This window comes from Clostridium sp. (genome assembly GCF_022482905.1).
Lineage (GTDB): Bacteria > Bacillota > Clostridia > Clostridiales > Clostridiaceae > Clostridium_B.
The window spans coordinates 1,049,304-1,071,612 of sequence record NZ_JAKVOI010000001.1 but is presented as its reverse complement, the minus strand read 5'-3'; the positions used below and the strand labels follow the sequence as shown (position 1 = coordinate 1,071,612).

The window sequence follows — 22,309 nt, the reverse complement described above, 5'->3', positions numbered from 1 at the left end:
CTCTAGTTTTTCTAGTCAGCCGAACTAGAATAAAAATTTCTTATTGCCATATCTATTTTAAAACCAAACTTTCTTTATTTTTATAAGCATCTCTTATTTGATCAACCTTATCCAGTTTCTCCCATGGAAGATCTATATCTGTCCTTCCAAAATGTCCATAAGCAGCAGTACTTTTATATATAGGCCTTCTTAAATCAAGATCCCTTATAATTGCAGCAGGTCTTAAATCAAACAACTCATTTATAATCTCGACTATTTCTTCATCATTTATTTTGCCTGTACCAAATGTATCTACACTTACTGATACAGGTTTTGCAACACCTATTGCATATGCTATTTCTACTTCAATTTTACTTGCTACACCTGCTGCCACAAGGTTTTTTGCAACCCACCTTGCTGCATATGCCCCAGATCTATCAACTTTGGTTGGATCTTTTCCTGAAAATGCTCCGCCTCCATGTCTTCCATAGCCGCCGTAGGTATCAACTATTATCTTTCTTCCTGTAAGGCCCGAATCAGCCTCAGGCCCACCCTTTACAAATCTTCCTGTAGGATTTACCAGATATTTTGTATTTGAATCTATGAGCTCTTTAGGTATTATTACTTTGATTACCTTGTCTATTATATCTTTTTCAATTTCATCATGGGTTACATTTTCTTCATGCTGTGAAGATATAAGCACGGTATCCACTCTCAGAGGTTTATCTCCTTCATATTCTACTGTAACCTGAGTTTTCCCATCCGGTCCAAGATATGAGATTGCTCCATTCTTTCTTACTTCAGCAAGCTTTCTTGAAAGTTTATGTGCCAGTGCTATTGGAAGCGGCAAGTACTCCGGAGTTTCATTTGTTGCAAATCCAAATACCATTCCCTGGTCTCCTGCTCCAATTGCTTCTATATTGTCTTTTTCACCTTTTTTAGATTCCAATGATTCATCTACACCAAGTGCAATATCTTGTGACTGTTCATCTATGGAGGTTATTACTGCACAATTGGATGCATCAAATCCAAATCTTGAATGATTATATCCTATATCGCTTATAGTTTGTCTTACTATTTTAGGTATGTCCACATATGCCTTGGTTGATATCTCTCCTACTAAAAGTACAAGTCCGGTATTTACAACTGTCTCACAAGCTACTCTTCCATTCTTATCCTGTTCAATAATTGCATCTAATACTGCATCTGATATTTGATCACATATTTTATCCGGATGTCCTTCTGTAACAGATTCTGATGTGAATAATCTACTCATTTTATCAATCTTCCTTTCATCATTTACTCTAAATTTTATTTCTATACTGGTTAACTTATATTAAAAAGAGACCAAACATTACTATCGAAGAATCCAATTTCTACAGATAAGTTTAACTTGACCTCTAGTCTTTCTAGTTAGTCACCTAGAATATTAAATTTATTCACATTGCTGCGAAATCAAAAAAACTTTCTATGGAGAAACCACAGAAAGTCATATCCTACTGTTTCTCATCTTTCAGGTCTAACCTGCTGGAATTGGCACCATTAAATATAATAAATATATTCAGGTTGCCGGGCATCATAGGGCCAGTCCCTCCGCCTCTCTTGATAAGAAGTTCTTATTCAATTAATATTATATATACATCATATAATTCTTGAAATAGTTTGTCAATACAAGATTTAAAAAACATACATAAAACATTATTAAAAAGTTCTACTTATCTCACCTACTATATAATTTTACTTTGCTAATCTATCCAGATGAATCAAAAGTGGGTGTTTTTCTTCTTCCTGCCTTTTTCTATATGTGTACGTTTCATTTCTCAATTCTTCCGGTTTTATCACCCATACTGTAGATAAATCTCCATCCTCAATATTTCCTTTGACAAATTCATAATATCTCTTAAATATCTGTCCACTTATATGAGCTTTTACTGGAATCCCCTTTATCTGATAACTCTCATTATCCTTTGATCTTATAGTTATTGACACTTTTTTCTTAAACCATATGCTGTTTACCATATTATTGTTTGTTGCCGACGATTCAATTAACTCAAGATATATTATATTACCATCGTTGTCAACCTCCAGAAAGTCTTTAAAAACAGTATGGGGTATACCTTTATTATCTACTGTCGATAACACCTTTATGGTATCTCTAGCATTTATTAGTTTTATAATTTTATCTTGCAATTTTACTGACAACTTCAGTTCACCTCCTATATAACCCGTGACAAATCTGTATCCGGATGGTTGCCACATCTTCTGTAATTATCCATATCTATGTTCAGATCATATTTTTTTCTTAGAGCATCAAGTGCTCTTGATAATATTACATAGTATTCAAGTGAAGGATTCTCCTGATTTTGAAATACCGATCCAGGATATGGAGTCCAGACACATTGAACTATACTTACCCCATTTTCAGCAAATTCCTCTGCCTCCTCCAGTATCACTTTAAGTGCTTCATCTTCATCTTTAAATCCATATGGTTTGGCAAGTTCGACTCCTCCCACAATACCGGAATTCACATTTCCTTTTCCAAATATATCTACCGCTGCAAATATTCTTCTTTTCCACTCTTTATACCCTATTAACTTGTCTTTTCCTGGACAAATCCATCTGAATTTTTCTTCATTAAGTACTTCAATATCTGATGTAAATGACATAATACCCGTGTTTTCATATACTCTCTGAAGCTGTTTTTCGTTAAATGCCGAGGATATCATCTGACTTGGAAATTTTTTTGTCTTGAAATTTTCTCCTATAGCTTGAAGTGTTTCTATATATAAGCTTACTTCATCGTCAAAGATATCATTCCCACTTAATATGGAACCTGCTGTTAAAAAGATACTTTCCAGGGTTCCCGGTTCTTTCAATGCTTCTTTCACAGTTTCATACACATCCTGAGGATTCAATCTGGCAGGCTTGTCATTTTCTACTTTGTTCTTGTTGAAATTTGAACCTATGTTGCAATATCTGCAGCCTTTGCCGGTATCCCAGAAATGACAATAGCTATATGGATCTATGTCTATGCGCTGTGGTCTTGAGGTAGCAACATGCCACATTGGAGTTCCCCTGCTTGTAAATTTTTCATAGTAATCCGGCTTACTCCAGTATTCAACCTTCTCCACTATTTTACCCTTATCTGTAAGACAGAGCTTACCTTCAATACAATCTACAACATATGGATTCTCAGCTGTAGAAATAGGTCCGGTTATAATTGAGGTACCGTCCCTCAGCAGCAGAGATACTGGAAAATAATCTTCTTTTTCACCTACTGAAAAAAATATACCTCTTGACTGAAGCTGATGTATATTTTTATCTGCAGCCTTTATTGCCCTATCTGTGTATATTACACTTCTCCTCTGAACATCTGCCTTTATAATCACAAAAGGGGAAACATCCGGATACTTTTCTATAATTTCTTCCAGTGTCAACTCTCTTTTTTTATCCAGCATTTCTCAATTGCCCTCCTTATTCATAATCAAATCAAGTATATCCCTGTGCAGTTTTTTAAATTCGCTGTCATATTTCACGTCGCTTAGATTTTTATTTTCTATATCCTTTGAGAATTTTATATTGAACTCTTTTACTATTGTGCCAGGTCTTTTAGACATGACCATGACTCTTGTACCAAGATACAGTGCTTCATCAATATCATGAGTAATAAACAGCACCGTTTTTTTATTTTCACTCCACATACGTCTTAATAAGTTTTGCATTTGTTCTCTCGTCAGTGCATCTAAAGCACCAAATGGTTCATCCATAAGAAGTACCTTGGGATCGTTCGAAAGCACACGTGCTATTGCAACACGCTGTTTCATACCACCTGACAACTCATAGGGTTTTAGCTGTCTAAATTCCTCCAATCCAATTTTCTCGAGAAAAAAATCTACTTTTTTTCTTGTCTCTATGTTCGGAATTTTTCTCATTTTCAGTCCAAATCTTACATTATCTTCTACATTAAGCCATGGATATAAGGCAGGTTGTTGAAAAACAACACCTCTGTCATAACCAGCACCTTCTATTTTGCTCCCGTCTACTAACGCCATACCACTGGAGGGACTTATAAATCCAGCTATGATTTTTAACAGAGTACTTTTGCCGCAACCAGAAGGACCCAATATACATATGAATTCTCCTTCCTTTATATCAATATTTATATTTTTTATGGCATCAACTTTTGCACTTCTTGATTTATAAGTTAACTCCACATCTTTTAAAGAAATGATATATTTGTTTTTCTTATTTTGCATAATATTCCACCTCCAGATTACCACACGTCTATACCCTATTTTTTCAAAGCTTTTTCTACAAATTCGGGGTTGACAGCTTTCTCAAATTCAGACAACTCCGGCGCAGATTTTATTTGTTTTTGCTGAACCAGAAAATCAGCTGTATCTTTAAGTGTTTTCACAAATTCACCTTTTTTAGAACTTGTACCTAAATATTTGTTAGATATTTCTTCCTGCCCCGAAAGCCATATAAGCTCATTCATTTGCTTTTTGCTGTCTTCCTTGCTTATATTGAGTTCTTTTGCTACAGATCCCGCAGCATCGTCAGAATTACTTTTGAAATAGTCATAAGCCTTAATTTGTAGTTTTACATATTTTGTAACTACATCCGGATACTTTTTAGCAAAATCCTTATTGACTATTCCAATATCTCCAGTAACAATGCCTTTCTTCGCCAATGTTCCACTATTGATTATTTCTTTTCCATCTAAAGCTATTAGTTTTGTCAATGTGGGCTGCCACACATATGCTGCATCTATTACTCCTCGCTGCCATGCTGCATAAATGTCCTGAGGCTGCATATCAAGAACGGTGACATCACTTGCCGGTACATTTTCTGCTTTAAGTGCATTCAATAAGCTATAGTGAGTTGTAGAACCAAACGGTACTGCAACTTTTTTACCCTTTAAATCTTTAATAGAATTTATATTTGCCTTATTTTTTGCAGCAAGTGCTTCATTCTTCCCTATTACATCATGTATCCAAAATACTTCATATGGAAGATTCTGAGATACTCCTATAGCTGCCGGAGTTGAACCCAAAAGCGCAATATCCAAACTCTTTGAGGCCATTGCAGTATTTACGTCTTTACCTGAATCAAATTGAACAAATTTAACCTTTGTCCCAAGTTCCTTCTCATACCAGTTTTTTGATTTTGCAAGGATTTCATCATTTGGTATCTGCTGATATCCAATAGTTATAACACTTGGACTTGCATCACCTTCCGTTTGAGTGGATGTTTTATTTGCAGTACTGCCGCATCCAGCCAAACTCCCTACTAAAATACCTGTTAGAACAGTTGTTATTATTGATTTTCCAAATCTTTTCATAAAATATTCCTCCCATTTTATATATATTTTTATTATTCTTTTCCTTCCCATGGAACAACCTTTATTTCGATTATTCTAATTATTCTGTCAAGCAATATTCCTGTAATTCCCATTATTATAATGCCAACAAAAATTATGTCACTCCTTAAAAACTTACTGGCATCAAGCACCATCCATCCTATACCGGACACTGCTGCAACCATTTCTGCAGCAACCAAAGTTGTATAGGCAAATCCCATGGATGTCCTGAGTCCTGTAAATATTGAAGGTAAACAGGTAGGAAATATAACATGTATAAACGTCTGGATCCTGCTTGCACCCAAAGTATATGCGCCATTGATATAATCTTCTCTAATACTTTTTACCCCCGATACACATGATATATATACCGGTGGAAATGCAGCAAGGTAAAGAAGCATGATCTTCGATGAATTTCCTATACCCAGCCACATTATTAAAAGAGCATAATAAGCTAGAGGTGGAAGCGGTCTAAAAAAATTTACTATAGGCTCAAAAACAGCTCTTATCTTAGTACTGTATCCACTTGCCAGTCCTATTGGGATTCCTGTAGCTATTGCCAGTGCAAATGCTGTAATAAGCCTGAACATACTATCACTAAAATGTCTGTAAATTGTATTCCCTTTGTATCCCTGGGTAATGACCTCTTTAAAACCCGTAAAAACATCATAAGGTGAAGGTATAATAGATTCAGGCAATATTTTTAATTTTGTCGTCACATACCATATAATTAGCAATATAGTTATCGTAATTAATGTAATTATATTCTCAACTGTAATAAATGCTGAAGTTTTTTTATCCATAAAATCACTTCCCTGTTAACTTATCAGATAATTTTTTTAACAACTTTTTCAGGACTTCTACTATAACGTTCAACTCATTTTTCTTTATTATAAGAGGTGGAGCAAGTATCAATACATTACTATAATTCGGTATGGTAACACTGTTCTTACCTACAATAACACCCTCTTTCTGTGCATTTTTGATTAGATCTGCCAGATACTGTTCCTCCAATTGTTATATAAATTTCAGATACTAAATAATACATAATGTTCTTTATAGTACTCAATTTTGCATAAATAAGCTATAGTATCAGTGAATTCTAACAACTAAAATTTTTAAGAATATTGATACTATAATTTTATTTCTTTATAAAGCATTTTCAACAAATCATGCGTTACTACCGAAAACTTTTCAGGACAATGAATATGCATACCTGCCATTACTGAAAACAACATTTGTGCCTTTAAAACAGAATCGAAGTTCTTCTTGAATATTTTTTTTCTTTTGCCTTCTTCAAAATTATCAGCCAATAAATCAACACTATATTTTCTTAATTTTCCGAAAGATTCCTTTACATTTTGATTATCTTTAGAATAATAAATCATAGTAGCAAACAGCAGATTAGTATATTTATCATTTGCATATGAATCAAAATATTCTATATATTTTTCTATAAATACAATAGGATCATACTTTCTATTTTTAATTGATCCAAGTATTTTTTTCCTATTTTTCATTTCATTAGCTACACTTGCTTCAAGCAGTTCTTCTTTATTTGAAAAATATCTATATATGGAAGATCTATTTATTCCAATTTTTTGGGCTATTATATCCATATTTGTTTCATTAAAAGTATTTGTAGAAAATTCTTGTATAGCAGCTGAAACAATTTTATCTTTTATGGGCTTATACTCTAATTTGTCATCAGCTTCCATCTTTAAGCTTTCAAGCAACTTCTGCTTTGAGTAAAAATTGTCATAGAAGGTAGATTTACTTATTCTGCATTCTTTTACAATTCTATCGACGCTCAGAAATTTTATTCCACAATCATTAATTATCTTTTTTGAACATTTCAATATCTTGGATCTGTTATCACCCTTCATACAAATATCTCTCCTAAAATAATATAAAATTCAATATTTGTAGTAGACAGGATTATCTCGTATACCACTATAAATTTAATTTCATTACATTTACATCTTTAAATCCAAAATCTCTATACACTTTGATAGCTTCCTTACTGAAGGCCAACAATTGTATTTCACATGCTCCTCTTGATTTAATCCATTGTATATTTAGATCAAGCAATCTTGACGCCATGCCATTTTTTCTAAATTTAGGAAGAGTATAGACATCAACTATCCATCCATAAAATCCTGGTTTAAATAAAAAATATGGAAAATCATTTTTGATTAGAGATCCTGCAACGCCAATTACCTTTCCCTCGGAATTATATCCAATGAAATGCTGCATTTTATTTTCATTATATTGATTCTTATAAAAATCTATAGTTTTTTCTTTTACATTTTCTATATAAAAATCATCTTTGAATCCACTTTCTTTAAATAAAAGTTCCCTTAATTGAAATATCAATGGTATATCTTTTTGCGCTGCTTTCTTTATAACAATTTCAGGCACTCTTCTCACACCTCACTTATATTTCGTCTCTCCCCGGATCCGACTTCTGAAATATTTTGTAGATTTTCATCCCTCCCTTTTCTATTTTGCTCATAATCAGCTTTTTTTCTTAAAAATAAGAGGTCAAGCTTCCATATATGTACATTATATAAAGTACTAATCCACATATACATGAAACTTGACCTCTAGTTTTCTAGTCAGTCAATTATAATATTAAATCTTCCATCAAAAAACTTCCTCCGGAGAAACCAAAGGAAGACATGTCCTATTGTTTCTCATCTTTCAGGGTATTCCTGCTGGAATTGGCACCATTGAATAAACATAATAATCCAGGTTGCCGGACATCATAGGGCCAGTCCCTCCGTCTCTCTCGATAAGAAATTTTTATTTACTTTTAAGTTACATATACTATATATTATTTCAAATACTTTGTCAACAGTCTATATCAATCTTACTTTTTCTTTTTTTTCCACCTGTATCACTTTCCCATCTTGAACAACTAAAGTTATTGAACCATACTTTATTATCTTTAGCATACATAATACCATATTCAAATTTTCCTTTGAAATACTCTTTAAAATATTATCATTTACTACTTTTTTATTCAATGAAACCTCTCCTACCTTAACTGAATTTTATTATGTATAAACTGATAATTTATTGATTTCAGCAACAGAAGCTTGAATTTAAACAGACATCAAAACTATATTTGATTTTCAACTAATCTTTCAAATACCAACGCTGCAATTCCTACAGGAACAACGTCATCTTTGAAGTATCCTCTTCTTTTAAAAACAACTTTTCCATCAACATATTTAATACATGTATTATAAAATAAATCCAGACTTGCCAAACATCCATCCAGTATGATACAATTCAAATTCAACAAATTTACATATGAATTCATACTTGTCCCAAGTGTTCTTGCAACATTCATAATCGTTTTTTCAGGCATCAAGTTATATTTTTTAGTTTCAATACACATGCTTTTAAAATTAATATAATCTCTGCTTCTGGAAATAATCTGTTCAAAAGCGTATTCATTATTTCCTGCTGTTCTTAAAACTCTCCCCTGTAGAATGGTACCTTCTCTTATGCACAATCCACAATTAAAATAAGCCAGATTACTAAACATTTTTCCATATCCATATAAATATTCTGCAACAACAGCTGAATTGGATCTGTTCTCACTGACTATACTGCATTTAAGTTTTTTCTCCAGCATTTCTTTTATGGGTACACCAGGCAATACTCTTGTATCAACTGCAAGTCCTACTCCAGCAAGCTGAATAAAATCAAGCCTTAATTCTACATATATACTTCCTATGCTCTTTTGAATCATTTCTATTAAATCATTCGGAGAAGTACCATATTCAATTTGAAAAACTTTTTTATGAATAATCTCCATTCTCAGGTTAACTATAGATATGTCTATACATGATTCAGATATGTCTATACATAAAATATAAAATCTGCATATATTCACATCATACAATACAGGTTTCCTGCCACCGGTAGATTCTCCTATACATTTTTCAACTATAAGTCCATTTTTCTCAAGAGGATTCATAATACGATTCAATGTAGTTAATTTCATCTTTGCTTTAAGTAAGATTTCATTTTTACTCATGGCTCCATTTTTCTGAAGTAAATTAAATATCTTTTTTTCGTCCACTTTTAAGTTTTGTAACAATTTGCAATCATTTAGCATAGCAATCATACCTTTTGTTCCATGTATTTTAATTAAAACAAAAAGATCAAGCTTTCATAATAAATACAAAACAAATATGCTCCAATATGAAGAACTTGATCTCTAGTTTTCTAGTCAATCAATTAGAATACTTATCACCATTCAGCTATAAATAAGCATCTGCTAAAATTCGCTGCCATTGTAGAAAATGTCAAATTTATTTTTTGTGTCAGATTTTGCTTTTTTATAGGCTACTCTATAAAGCTGCATCATCGCATTAATTTCTCTATCACTTAGGCTATTATAAAATACCTTCGGGCAACTTATAAAAGCCTCTTGTTCATCCTGCTGTGAAAAATTATTTCTCATTATATTTAAAAATCTACTCTCTATGCTATTCATAAAAATTCCCCCATTCCATACTTTGTATTTAAACTATGCTTCTGTTCAAAAAGCTATCGTAACTATGACTAAATTAAAAAGCTATTTTTCTTATAAGAAAAATAGCTTTTATAAAAACAAGTTTTTTACACAACTAAATTTCTTATCTTCCAGAATACCACCTTCACTCTGTAGGAATTGACACCGATACATATATAAATGCCGGTTGTCGGGCTTCAAAGGGCCAGTCCCTCCACCACTCTTGATAAGACCATATTAAATTATATACAAATTATTTAAATATTTCTTGTATTATATCATCATATACTTAACTCTGTCAATACAAAAATTTAAAAAATTCCTCGTATAAGGAGATAGCTTTTATATTTATTATTAAATCAGTCTTACTTTTTCATTTTTTTCTATCTGTACAACTTTTCCATCCTGAACGACCAAAGTTATAGAACCATACCTTATCGTACTCAGCATACATATGAGCTTATCTAGATTTTCTTGTGAAATACTGTTATTATGCAGTTCCTTCTTATTCACTGCTACCACTCCCCCTACAAATATCATTTTAAAAAACCTTCTCGCAAGATGAATGCAAGAAGGTTTGAAATTTCTTCTATTTCTCATCTTTCAGGTATATCCTGTAGGAATTGGCACCTTGAAATTAAATCCAGGTTGCCGGGCATCATCGGGCCAGTCCCTCTGCCTCTCTCGATAAGAATATCTATATAAAATTAAAAATAAAAAAAGCCTTGTCCCTATTATATCATAGAGACGAAGCTTAAACTCCGCGGTTCCACTCTTTTTGGACTACAAGTCCCTCTTTTTTTCAGGTACATCATTATACCCCATTGCTGTAACGGGCAAACCCGATGTAGTCTACTATAATTTCGATACATGACTCAAAAGGGCACTTCATCTAAGATAAATTTGGAAATCTTCCAGCATCAAATTTCCTCTCTTGAAATTCATACTTAAACTACTTTCCTTTTTCAATGTCTTTAATTAATTCTCAGCACTAACATTAAAATTATAGTTATATTATACATGTAAATATTCTTTTGTCAATATTCTTTTTTGCCTTTCCATCCCTTTAAATCAATCTGGCAATGGGCCCTGAAGGATTGATTATATCTTTGATTTTGTCATATGGAATTTCTATTTTAAACAGTCCATAAGAATAAGGTGTGTACTCATATACCTGATAGTAAATGACAAGACTGTCTGGAGTTAGATAGTATTCCTGATCCTTCGTAATGCCATTGTATTCATTAATTAAAGTTATGTTGTTGTCTTTTATATACCGATATGCTATTTCATTCAAAACTGCAGCATAGTCTGTGCTCTGGTTGAACAATTCATTGAAACTGTATATGTGCCCTGTCTTTGCATCAATCGTTAAAGAAGAGTATTTTGTAAATCCGTGGGCAGCTCTGTTTACATAAGTATACATTGCAAATAATATGCTCAGTAAATTACTTTTATTTAACCGCACCTCATAAGTTCCAAGTACCTGATTAAAATCCGTAACTCCATCCACAAGCACCTGGCTTTTAAAAAGTCTGCTTACCTGGTCTATAATCGCCTCATTAATTTTGGATATATTTTCTCCGTTGCTGGCATTCTCTATCACTGGATACGATATGCTGAACTCTTCAGGCATCAATTTTTGTTCTGACAAATTCACAGGCACATCTTTATTATCATTTCTGCTGTATTTTAAATAAAAGTCTTCAGCATCGAATAACTCGCTTAAATTATCTGGATAGCTAAAATAAAGCATTTTATATATTCTCCCTATAAACTCATTTTCTACAATTATACTATTATATTTATGCAGCTAATGTGCATGGTTTCTTTCAAAATACATAACAATGCATTCAAAGAAATTTTTGTAAAAATTTCTTCCTCTTGAACCTGCTTTTTTCCCTTTCATGCATAATCTATTTACACTGGCAAATCTTTATTCTATAGTGTATGTAAATTGAGTTAGGTGATGAATATGGTAAAAAATATAGCAGATAAAATCACACTATATATAAAATATAACAGCTATATAAAAGACAATGACAGTATTGAAAAGATCAACTATTCAATACAGGTGCTCGTAAATGAAACCTTCAAGTTGGTAGTGCTTTTTACTTTGTTTACAGTATTGGGAAAATTGAATTACTTTTTATTTTCCCTTATAATCTTACTTTCCACAAGGACTTTTTCAGGAGGATATCACAGCAACTCGACACTGTTGTGTTTATTTTGGACAACCACATTCTTTTTGTTTACTTCAATAATTTGTCCCTTAATTCCTGTATTCACTGCTTGGATTTATTATATCCTCGCTTTAGCAGGCATAACCACATTTTTACTGAAAAGTCCTTGTGAAAACAAAACAAGACCAACGAGAAACAAAAAGCGTATTTTGCATTTCAAGATAATATCGACTTGTTTTACAGTATTCTGGATGATTGTACTGTTGTTCTTTATATCAGACGATAGCTATCTCAACTGCGGCTTTTTTACAATATTGCTTCAACTGCCTCAATTAATATATCTAAAAAGAGAGGATGTTTAATATGAATAAATTGAATAAAAAACTCGCTATTACAAAATGTGGATTCCTTCTTGCTGCTTTTGCTGTTTTAGTCAGCAATACCCATTCATTTGTTTTCTTAGGAGAACCAAAACCACCTAAAAGCCTTTTAAAGTAATATGACAAAACAAATTAAATTGTCTTCCAAAGATAGCTGAATCTTTCCTTCCTTAGACTCAACTATCTTTTTTGCATTGTAAAGGCCGTATCCCCTGTTTTCACCCTTCTTTGTAGAAAATCCCCTTTTGAATACCTTCTTCAAGTTGTCCTCATCTATATTTTCCACAGTATTTTTCAACTCAATTACGTTTTTATCAAAATTTTTATATATATTCAATACAACAGATCTATTACTGTTATCCTCAACTGCCTCAAAGGCATTGTTTAAAATATTTGCAAGTATTTCGGACAGCTCGTAATCCTCCACCTTCCATTCATTCAGTTCATTTGAAACATTGTACTTAAATTTGATACCCCTTATTTCAGCTTCACTGGATTTGCTGTATATTACTGCCCTCAATATCAAATTGTCTATATATGCTATTTTTTCAATGCCTTCAGTTGAACAATTAACAGATTTTATGTATTTAAGAAGATTGTATTTCAATTCTTTTCCCTCTGAAACCTGTACAAGTCCTCCTATGGCATTGAGATGATTTTTGAATTCATGCTGCTTGCGCCTTATATCCTCCGTCATACTTTTTATTATGGGAATGTATCTGCTGTTTACTTCCATTGCCTTGTTTTTTTCATTTATCTTCACAATATGATAGCACAAAAATAAATTCAATATAAATATTATCATAAGTATACATATAAATATTACAGAATTATTTAATAATAATTTGCTATCATACTCCCATAATACCTTGTAGATTATGACATATAAAATTAAATTTATTAAAATATAATTTACAATTGTATAATCAATTTTACTTATAACTTCAAATTTACTATTTGGGATAAAATAATATATAATTATACAAAAAATCCATACAAATGTATTTGCAACTATACCAAACAAAAACGTATCTGTATCAAATCCAATAAGTTTCAGTGGATACATTACAATTAGTTCTATAATCATAAGAAACATAATGCTTGTGCAAACCTGTACAAAATTTTTCACTATATTTTTTTTATAAACAAAAGAACTTAAAAATGTCATAAATAAATAATTAACTGCAATACTGTAGTATGATCCAAACATATCATTAGAAATAACAACTACAATTGATATTAACACTACTATAACAAAATTTTTACAAAAAATACTAAAATTCAATTTCCTTCTCAAATTAAACTTTGACCACAAAATCATAAAGGCAGTAAGCTCAAAAAAAGTACTAATAAATTCCTGCAATGGCTCCAATCACTCAGTCCTCCTTATATCTAATAAAACGACAAAATAGTATGTTCATGCATATATGCCAACCTTCTTCATAACTTCGTCTTTGAAGTTATAGCTCAGGAATGCCTTTTCGCCGCAGCAGCCAAAGCTTATCTCCCAGGATTTGTTTGATATTTTCTGTATGCTGCTTATAAAATTTATATTTACTGCATAGGCCCTGTGTGTCTGTATTATATCTCGGCAATCTACCATATCAAGCACTTTCTTTAGTGACATCTTCCTAATCTTGTAATTTCTGTCTCTGGTATATATTGTCATCAACCTGAGATTTACTGCAATAAATACTATATCCTCCACCTTTATTCTCACGCTTATATCCGCAGAAATACTGAAGGAGACATGCTTGTCTACTTTTTTGCCTACACTCTTTTCATAGCTTCCTGCAATAAGAAGCTTCGTCATTTCAATTACCTTGTCCTTGTCATACGGTTTGATTACATAATCATAGCAGTGGGTTTTCTTGAATGCATCAAGCATGTAATTCACATTTGATGTAACAAAAATTATCCAGCTGAGTTTGTACCTTTCCATACACCTCAATTCCAGGGCAAGATCCATTCCGGAAGAATTTTTCAAGGCAATATCTATATAGAAAAAGTCTATTGGTGTTTTCCTTGATATATCCAGTGCACTGTATTTGCTCTCGGCTCCCCATACTTTTATGTTCCTGCCGGCTTCACATATCATCCTCGCAAGAGTCTCCCTCTCCACTTTTTCATCTTCTACAACCAATACATTTACCATAATGTCCCCCCTTTATTGTTAAGTAATAGACAAATTATGCTAAACAGTCTTCTTTAAGTATTTATACCTTAATTCTACCTAATAAAACAATAAATTTCAATTTATTATATATGCAGTAAATATAAAAAAGAGCTGTCATAAAACAGCCCCCTTTTGTCAAGATCTAAATACAACTTCTTCCTTGGAAAACATAAATTTCGCCAGAAATACCGCCGCTGCTACATATACAATATGCCATCCCAGCACTACTGAAATATGTACTGGATTGAATACACCTGCAATAGCTTCCTTCATAACTACAACGGCATTTACTATCGGTATATTGAAGAACAGGAATCCTATACTCTTTGCATCCATCATAAATGGTATATACGTAAGTATCATTACCGGAACTATAAAACCTCCAAGATAAGTATTTGCCTCCTTCATGGAACGTGCAAATATACTTATGGATATTTCTACAGCACTTAGTGCTACAAGTACAAACAGTGAAATTATCCCTATAATGGCAAACGCACCTATGGATATACCTATTTTCCCTCCACCCGAGAATATATAGAGCATTGACCCTATCATTGAAGCCAGAGTGACTATAAGTGTAATAAATGCCACAGATGATATGGCGATGAGTTTTCCCCAAAATATTGACATCCTTCCTGCAGATGTAGACAGAAGTGGTTCGAAAGTGCCTCTTTCCTTTTCTCCTGCCACAAGATCCGCCGCTATTCCTATAGTGGGACTTATCATGAATATAATCAGTATGGTGGGAAGAATATTGAGTATTTGAATTCCTATGGAATTGCTGTCCTGTTTTCCGACAGTTTCCTCCTTTACTTCAAATGGAGTCAATACTTCGGTGCTTATTCCCTTTGCCCTGAGTCTTCCATCAACTATCGACTTGCTGTAATTGCTGAAGGCTTCCTTTATCATGGAAGAGGCCATGGAGGATTTATTTGAAGTTTCATCATATATTACTTTTATATCGGTTTTATTTTCACCTGCAACCTTTGAGTCGAAGTCTTCGGGTACATCGACTATGAGAGATATTTTACCTTTGTTCAATTTGTCAGTATCTTTTCCGTTATTATCTATTTTTATATTTTTCATATTTTTGAGCATTTTGTAAACTGAAGAACTTTCATTTCCCCTGTAGGCAATGGTTATACTCTTCTGAACTGAGTCGATAGTATTTCTCATAGTCAAATCTATTATCTTGAACATTGCCGGGTACATTATAATAGGCAGAAGTATGGTAAATATCAATGTCTTCCTGTCTCTGAATATATCTACAAGTTCTTTCTTTAGAATTACCCAGAAGTTATTCATGGACTTCACCACCTATCAGTTCTATAAATACATCTTCAAGATCATCATTATTGTATTTCTTCTTCAATTGCTGGATAGTACCTTTCTCTACAAGTACTCCCTTATGTATTATCACAACCCTGTCACACAGCTTTTCAACTTCTGTCATTGAATGAGATGACAGAAGAATTATCTTATTTTCAATCTTGCATTTCAAAATAAATTCATGTATCACCCTTGCTGCCGAAACGTCCAGTCCGGTACTAGGCTCATCAAAAAGCATTACACTTGGAGAATGTATTATGGCGCGTGCTATTGACACTTTCTGCTTCATGCCTCTTGAAAACTTTCCTGCTTTTCTGTCTATATACTCTTCCATTTTAAGTTCCTTTGTAAGCTCATCTATTTTCTTGTCTATTTCTTCTTCAGTCATTCCATACAATCTTCCAAAATATCCCATATTTTCTCTTGCAGACAATCTATCATAAATTCCCACCTCGCCTCCAAACAGGATACCTATCTCTCCTCTAACTTTTGCTGAATCCTCAGCTGAGTCATATCCGTTTACTGTTATAGTTCCCTCACTTGGCTTCAACATCGTGGAAATCATTCTTAAAGTCGTAGTTTTTCCAGCACCATTTTCTCCAAGGAGGCCTACTATCTCACCTTCATTTACATTAAAGGACAACCCACTCACAGCTTTCACATCTTTGAATATTTTAGTCACATTCTTTATTTCAAGCATCTCATCATCTCCTTATCTGTATAATCTATATTTTATTATAGCATATGGAATCAGCCTTATAGTTTAATTGCAAGTTTAATATAGATAATTTGTAAATATTATACATAAGTCTTTTTATATCACAGGATTTATTTTATAATGTATAGTGATTAAAAAGTATTGGAGGCACTTTAGATGAACTTTGATGAATTTAAATATGAGAGACCGGATTATGATAGTATCAGGAAATCAATTATATCCCTTGTAAAGCACGTGGAAAATGCCAATAGCGCTGAAAAACAGTATGAATATATTAAAGATATAAACAAAATCAGGAATCACATACAAACCATGTCTACCTTAACTGAAATAAGGCACAGCATAGATACAAAGAATAAATTCTATGATGGGGAACAGAGTTACTGGGATAAGTATACGCCCCTATATGACGAGCTTAATTCCACGTTTTTCAGAGTAATGGTAAATTCCAATTTCAGGAATGACCTTGAAAAGAAATTTGGCAGGCAGTTCTTTACTTTAGCAGAATTCTCCCTCAAAGCTTTTTCACCTGAAATAATAGGTGAACTCCAGCAGGAAAACAAGCTTTCTTCAGATTATACAAAATTAATAGCGTCAGCCCAAATACACTTTCAGGGTGAAGACAGGAATCTTTCAGGTTTGACTCCTTTTATACAAAGCAAAGACAGGCAGCTTAGGAGAAATGCTTCCGATGCCAAATACAAGTTTTTTTCAGAGAATGAAGGTGAAATTGACAGAATATATGATGAGCTGGTAAAAGTCAGAACCAGGATAGCACAAAAGCTTGGATTTAAAAGTTTTGTAGACCTTGGTTACATAAGAATGATGAGAAGCGACTACAATTCACATATGGTATCTGATTTTAGAAAACAAGTCCAGGATTATATTGTTCCTGCGGCTTCAAAGCTCTATGAACGACAAAAAAAGAGGTTAGGCATTCAGAACTTGACTTATTATGATGAAAATTTCGAATTTATTACAGGAAATGCAAAACCCAAGGGAGATTCAAAATGGATAATTGCAAATGCCAAAAGAATGTACTCGGAATTGTCTCCTGAAACAAAAGAATTCTTTAAATTCATGGTGGACTGCAATCTTATGGATCTTGTAACCAAACCTGGAAAAGCCGGAGGCGGATACTGTACTTATATACCCGACTACAAAGCTCCTTTTATATTTTCAAATTTCAACGGCACTTCCGGAGATGTTGATGTACTGACTCATGAAGCAGGTCATGCTTTCCAGGTTTATTCTTCAAGATGGATAGAAATACCTGAGTGTAATTTTCCAACCTATGAGAGCTGTGAAATACACTCGATGAGCATGGAGTTTTTTACATGGCCCTGGATGGATTTATTTTTCGAGGAAGATGCTGATAAATATAGATTTGCACATTTAAGCAGCGCAATAAAATTCATACCTTATGGAGTTGCTGTAGATGAATTTCAACACTGCATGTATGAAAATCCTGAACTTACACCGGAAGAGAGAAAACATGCATGGAGAAAAATCGAAAAAAAATATCTACCCCACAAAAACTATGAAGGCTGTGATTTCCTTGAAAGAGGATGCTGGTGGTTCCAGCAATCACATATATTCAACGTTCCTTTTTACTATATAGATTATACTCTTGCACAGATATGTGCACTGCAATTCTGGAAGAAATCTAATGAGAACAGAGAGAACACCTGGAAGGATTATCTAAAGCTCTGTAAAGCAGGTGGAACTAAGTCATTTTTGGAACTGGTAAACTATTCAGATTTGAAATCTCCCTTTGAAAGTGGCTGTATAAATGCAACTATAAATCCGGTAAATGAATGGTTAAACTCAATAGATGACAGAATTCTTTAATTTTATAGGTCCTGAAAATCAGGACCTATATTGTAAAGCTGGGTTCTACGTGTATTATGACATATTCTATACCACATTCTTCATTGAGTTTTTTTTCTATCTTCTCGGTTATTTTATGACTCTCCGATACAGTTAATCTGGAATTAACCCCTATAATTATATCAAGCAGAATATTGTTTCCGTGTACTCTGGCCTTTATATTTTTTACACTTTCTACTCCTTCTGTACTCTCTATTTTGTATACTATATTGTCAAGTTTTCTACTGTCGAATCCATCTGTTAAATTATTTGCGGATTCTTTGAATATCTCAATACCAGTTTTAATTATCAGTATTCCAACTACTGCTGCAGCCAATGGATCTATCCACGGATACCCAAATTGAGATGCTGTAATTCCAATGGCCGCACCAATGCTGACCCAGGAATCTGAAAGATTGTCTTTTGCCGTAGCCATCAATGATAAACTGTTGATTTTAAGAGCTATATTTCTGTTATACCTATATACAAAATATATGATTACAGCACAGGCTGAAGCAACTCCAGCTGTAATCATATCAGGTGATTCTTCTCTAAAATATATGGTGGAATGAATTGCATTGTAGAGAACGTCAATACCCACCGCCGCCATTATAATTGATGCAACAAGAGATGATACCGTCTGTGCTCTCAAATGCCCGTAAGCATGATCCTCATCGGCAGGTTTCCTAGATATTTTCAAACCTATAAATATTGCAACTGATGCAATTATATCTGTGGAATTATTGATTCCATCCGCCAAAAGTGCTTTTGAATTAAAGAAATACCCCATTGAAAGTTTGAAAATAGACAAGAAAATATATGCAGCAATGCTAAGACGGGCTCCTTTTTCTGCAATTTCAAGTTTTTCATATTCTTCATTCATAGTAATGCTCCTTTAAAATGCCTTAATAGCATATAAATTTGTTTAATATATATTACGTATGAGTACGTCAATCTTGAACTATAAATCATACTATATAACTATGATAGTATAAAATCTATTATAAAATGTCAGAATCTATTGGAGGTAATTATTGATGGATGGTTCATCTTTTAAAGAAATATCAGGACACAGACTGAAAAAATTGCTTGACCGTAAATATAATTTCCTTTTAATTGATGTCAGAACCCCTGAAGAATATTCTGAAGGACATATCCCCGGAAGTAAGAATATTCCTCTTCAAGAATTCGAAAATATCATTAAAAAGATGGATATAAATTTCAATACAGATATTGTAGTTTATTGCAGAAGCGGCATAAGAGCTTCAAATGCCTGTGATATATTGAACAAATTGGGATTTAAGAGTATTTATAATTTTGGTGGAATCTATAACTGGAAATATGAACTTAAAAAATAGTTTTTCATACAAACCGCATCTGTATTTTACAGGTGCGGTTGTCAATATTTATTATACTCCAAGTTCTTCATAATATACTTATAATAACTGTAATGCTGCTTTTAAAACATTTCAATATTTATTCTTTAGCCTACAGCTTCTCCATTAAATTTTCTATATTTTTCGCAGATATATATTTATTACCTTTTTTAAGCAAAATTTTTTTATGACATTTTGAACATTTATGGAGACAATCTTTAGTTTTAAATTTAATTCCATTATCAGCCATGGTTTTAACTAAATCCGTGTAATTCAAAGTATGCTTGCAAACTTTAATTTTTGACATATGAACACCTTCTATATTAGTTTATAATAATTATCTTATAATAATTATTATAAACTCTTTACAAAATTATTGCAATTTAAAAGTTCATACTATCTTGTGTAGTATGAACTTCCATATAAATTATTTAATTAGTGATTTTCCAAATTCTATGCACTTAGTTTCATCTTCGCCTTCCGGAGCTTCATTGACAATCAAACCTTCATCAACCAAAGTTGCTCCTGCATCTTCAATTCTTTCCTGCCAGCTCCTCATCCACTGTCCGTCTCCCCATCCATACGACCCGAATAAAGCAACCTTCTTTCCTTTGAGCTTATCAGTTATGGAATCTACAAATGGCTCCATTTCCGATTCCTCAATAACTTCGTCTCCCATGGCAGGTGATCCGAGTACCAATACATCTGCTGTATTTACATCTTCTTCAGATGCTTCTGAAACATTTATCAACTTTACTGAATGTCCACTTTCAGTTGCACCCTGACTAATCAAATTTGCCATTTTTTCTGTGTTTCCTGTTCCACTCCAATATACTATGTTTATATTTGCCATAATTATCTACATCCTTTCATATACATGATAATGATTTTCATTTTCATGTATATGATAACAATATATTTATACTTTGTCAACAAATTATCACAAATATATAAATAAATACTATGCAGGAAACAAATGCATAGTATTTATCTAAGTATTATATGTTAAATCATCTCTCTACTATCTGTACTGAACTTCCTGTTCCTGAATGTACTTCAACCTTCCATTCAAAACCTGAAGTGCATCTTCAAAGGTTTTGGCAAGCTGCTGAAAGTCTTGTTTTGCAGTTTGATCTTCTGTCTGCAGTGCAAAAGTCTTCATTGATGCAGCCGCTGATTGAACTCCAGCTATGACCTGCTGCATTTGTGTTCCTACTGTCATATTTTTCACCTCCCTTCAAATAATATATAAAATTTCATCTATCTTAATAAATATGGTTCAAGTTTATCCATCATTCTTTTTACTGTATTGGCGTTGTTTGAATACATTTTTTTCGCCTCAGGATTTTCAGTTTGAAGCGAGAAGGCAAAAAGATCGGACTGGACTTTTGCCATACTTGCATAAAGCAGTTCTTTGACTTTAGGCTGGATTATCTCCATTGAATCATCGAATGTATCCACAAACAAGTCTCCTGAAGAATCCACCTGGCCAATAAATACATTTTCAAGAAGCACACCTAGATTTGATAGTTGTACTCTGAGCCATTCACGGTTTAACCCTCTATTTGTCAAAGCACCGTCAAGTATTTTCCCATCAAGTATTACCGTTTCAGGCTGAGACAGCGGTGCAACCTCTCTCTGCAGGTCATGGGGAGTAACTGGCTTTTTGTCTGATTTTAAAAGTGCATTTATATCTCCTGTGGATTCCATTATGGCAAACTCAACATCTGACAGATTAAAAATATTTTTTGACCGCAGTTCTCTCAGTAAATCATCACCGGTGTATCTTATTTTCTTCAAGTTCTCTTCCATGACCTTTCCATTCTTTATCAGAATGGTTTCTTTCCCATTTATAAGATCATATATCCATTTAACCTTCAAGGATGCATAATCCACAACAAGAGAGAGTACCACCCATATAGCAAATACAACAAATCCCGCCGTTATATTGGATATCAAGCCCAAGGAAAGTACTGCTGCAATAACAGAGACTACAATGTAACTTACCAGTTTAAAGGGTGCTGCTTCTGATATATTTCCTTTTTCAATCAACCTTATTAATACCAAAGTTAAAAAAAATAAAATTACAACTCTTAAAATTAATATTCCCAAACCTTCCATAATGTTTTTCACCTCTAGTTTTTCTTATATTGAGGTTCTTCAAGTTGTATATCCTTCAATCTACTCTCTATATTTTTGGTTACTGTCTCTGTTGTTTTGAGAGCTTCTTTATAAGCATTTATTTCTTGTTTATTTCCACTTTGAATGGAATAGATTCTCAACGTACTTTCGATTCCCCTTAAATTAGCCAATGTCTGCTTTACTTCTGAACCTACTGTCATAATCATCAACTCCTAACATATCGCTGAGATTATTATTACCCAATTTACATAAAAATATTATTTA

The 22,309-nt window shown here is 33.0% G+C and carries 28 protein-coding genes, 4 riboswitches and 1 other annotated feature; of the genes, 4 read left to right on the top strand and 24 right to left on the bottom strand.

Annotated elements, in window-relative coordinates:
• Positions 1-52: 52 nt before the first annotated feature.
• From metK to LKE46_RS05320, 14 genes are all read right to left on the bottom strand, one after another.
• Positions 53-1,255 (bottom strand): methionine adenosyltransferase, encoded by a 1,203-nt coding sequence (gene metK, locus LKE46_RS05385; protein WP_291719133.1) that lies wholly within the window; start codon positions 1,253-1,255, stop codon positions 53-55.
• 227 nt (positions 1,256-1,482) lie between these two features.
• A riboswitch (SAM riboswitch) is annotated at positions 1,483-1,591 on the bottom strand.
• A 125-nt stretch (positions 1,592-1,716) separates the two neighbouring features.
• Complete coding sequence (locus LKE46_RS05380; protein WP_291719131.1) at positions 1,717-2,181, bottom strand: hypothetical protein; 465 nt, start codon at positions 2,179-2,181, stop codon at positions 1,717-1,719.
• 14 nt (positions 2,182-2,195) lie between these two features.
• Complete coding sequence (locus tag LKE46_RS05375) at positions 2,196-3,437, bottom strand: radical SAM protein (protein WP_291719128.1); 1,242 nt, start codon at positions 3,435-3,437, stop codon at positions 2,196-2,198.
• Between the two features lie 3 nt (positions 3,438-3,440).
• Positions 3,441-4,235, bottom strand: a complete 795-nt coding sequence (locus tag LKE46_RS05370) for an ABC transporter ATP-binding protein (protein ID WP_291719127.1) — start codon at positions 4,233-4,235, stop codon at positions 3,441-3,443.
• 35 nt (positions 4,236-4,270) lie between these two features.
• Positions 4,271-5,323 (bottom strand): taurine ABC transporter substrate-binding protein, encoded by a 1,053-nt coding sequence (locus LKE46_RS05365; protein WP_291719125.1) that lies wholly within the window; start codon positions 5,321-5,323, stop codon positions 4,271-4,273.
• A 32-nt stretch (positions 5,324-5,355) separates the two neighbouring features.
• Entirely contained in the window at positions 5,356-6,144 is a 789-nt protein-coding gene (locus LKE46_RS05360) for an ABC transporter permease (protein WP_291719123.1), read from the bottom strand.
• A 4-nt stretch (positions 6,145-6,148) separates the two neighbouring features.
• Positions 6,149-6,355, bottom strand: coding sequence for a hypothetical protein (locus LKE46_RS05355; protein ID WP_291719121.1), 207 nt, complete (start codon positions 6,353-6,355; stop codon positions 6,149-6,151).
• A gap of 119 nt (positions 6,356-6,474) precedes the next feature.
• On the bottom strand, positions 6,475-7,227 hold the full coding sequence (locus LKE46_RS05350) for a TetR/AcrR family transcriptional regulator (RefSeq protein WP_291719119.1): 753 nt from the start codon (positions 7,225-7,227) through the stop codon (positions 6,475-6,477).
• A gap of 67 nt (positions 7,228-7,294) precedes the next feature.
• Positions 7,295-7,762, bottom strand: coding sequence for a GNAT family N-acetyltransferase (locus tag LKE46_RS05345; protein ID WP_291719117.1), 468 nt, complete (start codon positions 7,760-7,762; stop codon positions 7,295-7,297).
• 272 nt (positions 7,763-8,034) lie between these two features.
• Positions 8,035-8,142: riboswitch (SAM riboswitch) on the bottom strand.
• 60 nt (positions 8,143-8,202) lie between these two features.
• Complete coding sequence (locus LKE46_RS05340) at positions 8,203-8,370, bottom strand: YezD family protein (protein ID WP_291719115.1); 168 nt, start codon at positions 8,368-8,370, stop codon at positions 8,203-8,205.
• Between the two features lie 95 nt (positions 8,371-8,465).
• Positions 8,466-9,473 carry an ROK family transcriptional regulator gene (locus tag LKE46_RS05335; protein WP_291719114.1) on the bottom strand — a complete coding sequence of 336 codons (1,008 nt, stop codon included), beginning with the start codon at positions 9,471-9,473 and terminating at the stop codon, positions 8,466-8,468.
• Between the two features lie 162 nt (positions 9,474-9,635).
• Positions 9,636-9,854, bottom strand: coding sequence for a hypothetical protein (locus LKE46_RS05330; protein WP_291719112.1), 219 nt, complete (start codon positions 9,852-9,854; stop codon positions 9,636-9,638).
• A 139-nt stretch (positions 9,855-9,993) separates the two neighbouring features.
• A riboswitch (SAM riboswitch) is annotated at positions 9,994-10,105 on the bottom strand.
• Positions 10,106-10,226: 121 nt separating this feature from the next.
• Complete coding sequence (locus tag LKE46_RS05325; RefSeq protein WP_363316031.1) at positions 10,227-10,472, bottom strand: YezD family protein; 246 nt, start codon at positions 10,470-10,472, stop codon at positions 10,227-10,229.
• Positions 10,466-10,566: riboswitch (SAM riboswitch) on the bottom strand. It overlaps the preceding gene by 7 nt.
• A 46-nt stretch (positions 10,567-10,612) precedes the next feature.
• Positions 10,613-10,850 (bottom strand) — a binding site (T-box leader).
• An 88-nt stretch (positions 10,851-10,938) separates the two neighbouring features.
• Positions 10,939-11,628: a DUF3298 and DUF4163 domain-containing protein gene (locus LKE46_RS05320; RefSeq protein WP_291719110.1), complete on the bottom strand. Its 690-nt coding sequence runs from the start codon at positions 11,626-11,628 to the stop codon at positions 10,939-10,941.
• Between the two features lie 219 nt (positions 11,629-11,847).
• Between LKE46_RS05320 and LKE46_RS05315 the strand changes: the two genes are divergently transcribed.
• Entirely contained in the window at positions 11,848-12,417 is a 570-nt protein-coding gene (locus tag LKE46_RS05315; protein ID WP_291719108.1) for an accessory gene regulator ArgB-like protein, read from the top strand.
• 1 nt (position 12,418) lies between these two features.
• A complete protein-coding gene (locus LKE46_RS05310) occupies positions 12,419-12,553 on the top strand; it encodes an AgrD family cyclic lactone autoinducer peptide (protein ID WP_291719106.1) in 135 nt (44 codons plus the stop codon).
• Here LKE46_RS05310 and LKE46_RS05305 read toward each other — a convergent pair.
• From LKE46_RS05305 to LKE46_RS05290, 4 genes are all read right to left on the bottom strand, one after another.
• A complete protein-coding gene (locus tag LKE46_RS05305; protein WP_291719104.1) occupies positions 12,545-13,807 on the bottom strand; it encodes a sensor histidine kinase in 1,263 nt (420 codons plus the stop codon). The two genes, LKE46_RS05310 and LKE46_RS05305, sit on opposite strands and share 9 nt — an antisense overlap.
• Positions 13,808-13,852: 45 nt before the next feature.
• Positions 13,853-14,590, bottom strand: coding sequence for a LytR/AlgR family response regulator transcription factor (locus LKE46_RS05300; RefSeq protein WP_291719102.1), 738 nt, complete (start codon positions 14,588-14,590; stop codon positions 13,853-13,855).
• Between the two features lie 156 nt (positions 14,591-14,746).
• Complete coding sequence (locus LKE46_RS05295) at positions 14,747-15,916, bottom strand: ABC transporter permease (protein ID WP_291719100.1); 1,170 nt, start codon at positions 15,914-15,916, stop codon at positions 14,747-14,749.
• Entirely contained in the window at positions 15,909-16,640 is a 732-nt protein-coding gene (locus LKE46_RS05290; RefSeq protein WP_291719097.1) for an ABC transporter ATP-binding protein, read from the bottom strand. Before LKE46_RS05290 ends, LKE46_RS05295 begins: the two co-directional genes overlap by 8 nt.
• A gap of 174 nt (positions 16,641-16,814) precedes the next feature.
• On the opposite strand from LKE46_RS05290, the gene LKE46_RS05285 reads away from it, so the two are divergent.
• The gene (locus LKE46_RS05285; protein ID WP_291719096.1) at positions 16,815-18,509 is read left to right on the top strand and encodes a M3 family oligoendopeptidase; all 1,695 of its coding nucleotides are present in this window, start codon (positions 16,815-16,817) and stop codon (positions 18,507-18,509) included.
• 25 nt (positions 18,510-18,534) lie between these two features.
• Here the strand turns inward: LKE46_RS05285 and LKE46_RS05280 are convergent, their stop codons facing one another.
• Entirely contained in the window at positions 18,535-19,410 is an 876-nt protein-coding gene (locus tag LKE46_RS05280) for a cation diffusion facilitator family transporter (protein ID WP_291719094.1), read from the bottom strand.
• Positions 19,411-19,564: 154 nt separating this feature from the next.
• Here LKE46_RS05280 and LKE46_RS05275 point away from each other — a divergent pair, with 154 nt between their 5' ends.
• Positions 19,565-19,885: a rhodanese-like domain-containing protein gene (locus LKE46_RS05275; RefSeq protein WP_291719092.1), complete on the top strand. Its 321-nt coding sequence runs from the start codon at positions 19,565-19,567 to the stop codon at positions 19,883-19,885.
• A 130-nt stretch (positions 19,886-20,015) separates the two neighbouring features.
• On the opposite strand, the gene LKE46_RS05270 is transcribed toward LKE46_RS05275, so the two are convergent.
• The 5 genes from LKE46_RS05270 to LKE46_RS05250 form a co-directional block, all read right to left on the bottom strand.
• The gene (locus LKE46_RS05270; protein WP_291719090.1) at positions 20,016-20,210 is read right to left on the bottom strand and encodes a hypothetical protein; all 195 of its coding nucleotides are present in this window, start codon (positions 20,208-20,210) and stop codon (positions 20,016-20,018) included.
• A gap of 120 nt (positions 20,211-20,330) precedes the next feature.
• Complete coding sequence (locus tag LKE46_RS05265; protein ID WP_291719088.1) at positions 20,331-20,756, bottom strand: flavodoxin; 426 nt, start codon at positions 20,754-20,756, stop codon at positions 20,331-20,333.
• 168 nt (positions 20,757-20,924) lie between these two features.
• Positions 20,925-21,125, bottom strand: coding sequence for a DUF1657 domain-containing protein (locus tag LKE46_RS05260; protein WP_291719086.1), 201 nt, complete (start codon positions 21,123-21,125; stop codon positions 20,925-20,927).
• 38 nt (positions 21,126-21,163) lie between these two features.
• Entirely contained in the window at positions 21,164-22,024 is an 861-nt protein-coding gene (locus tag LKE46_RS05255) for a DUF421 domain-containing protein (protein WP_291719084.1), read from the bottom strand.
• A gap of 14 nt (positions 22,025-22,038) precedes the next feature.
• Positions 22,039-22,245, bottom strand: coding sequence for a DUF1657 domain-containing protein (locus tag LKE46_RS05250; protein WP_291719082.1), 207 nt, complete (start codon positions 22,243-22,245; stop codon positions 22,039-22,041).
• Positions 22,246-22,309 lie beyond the last annotated feature (64 nt).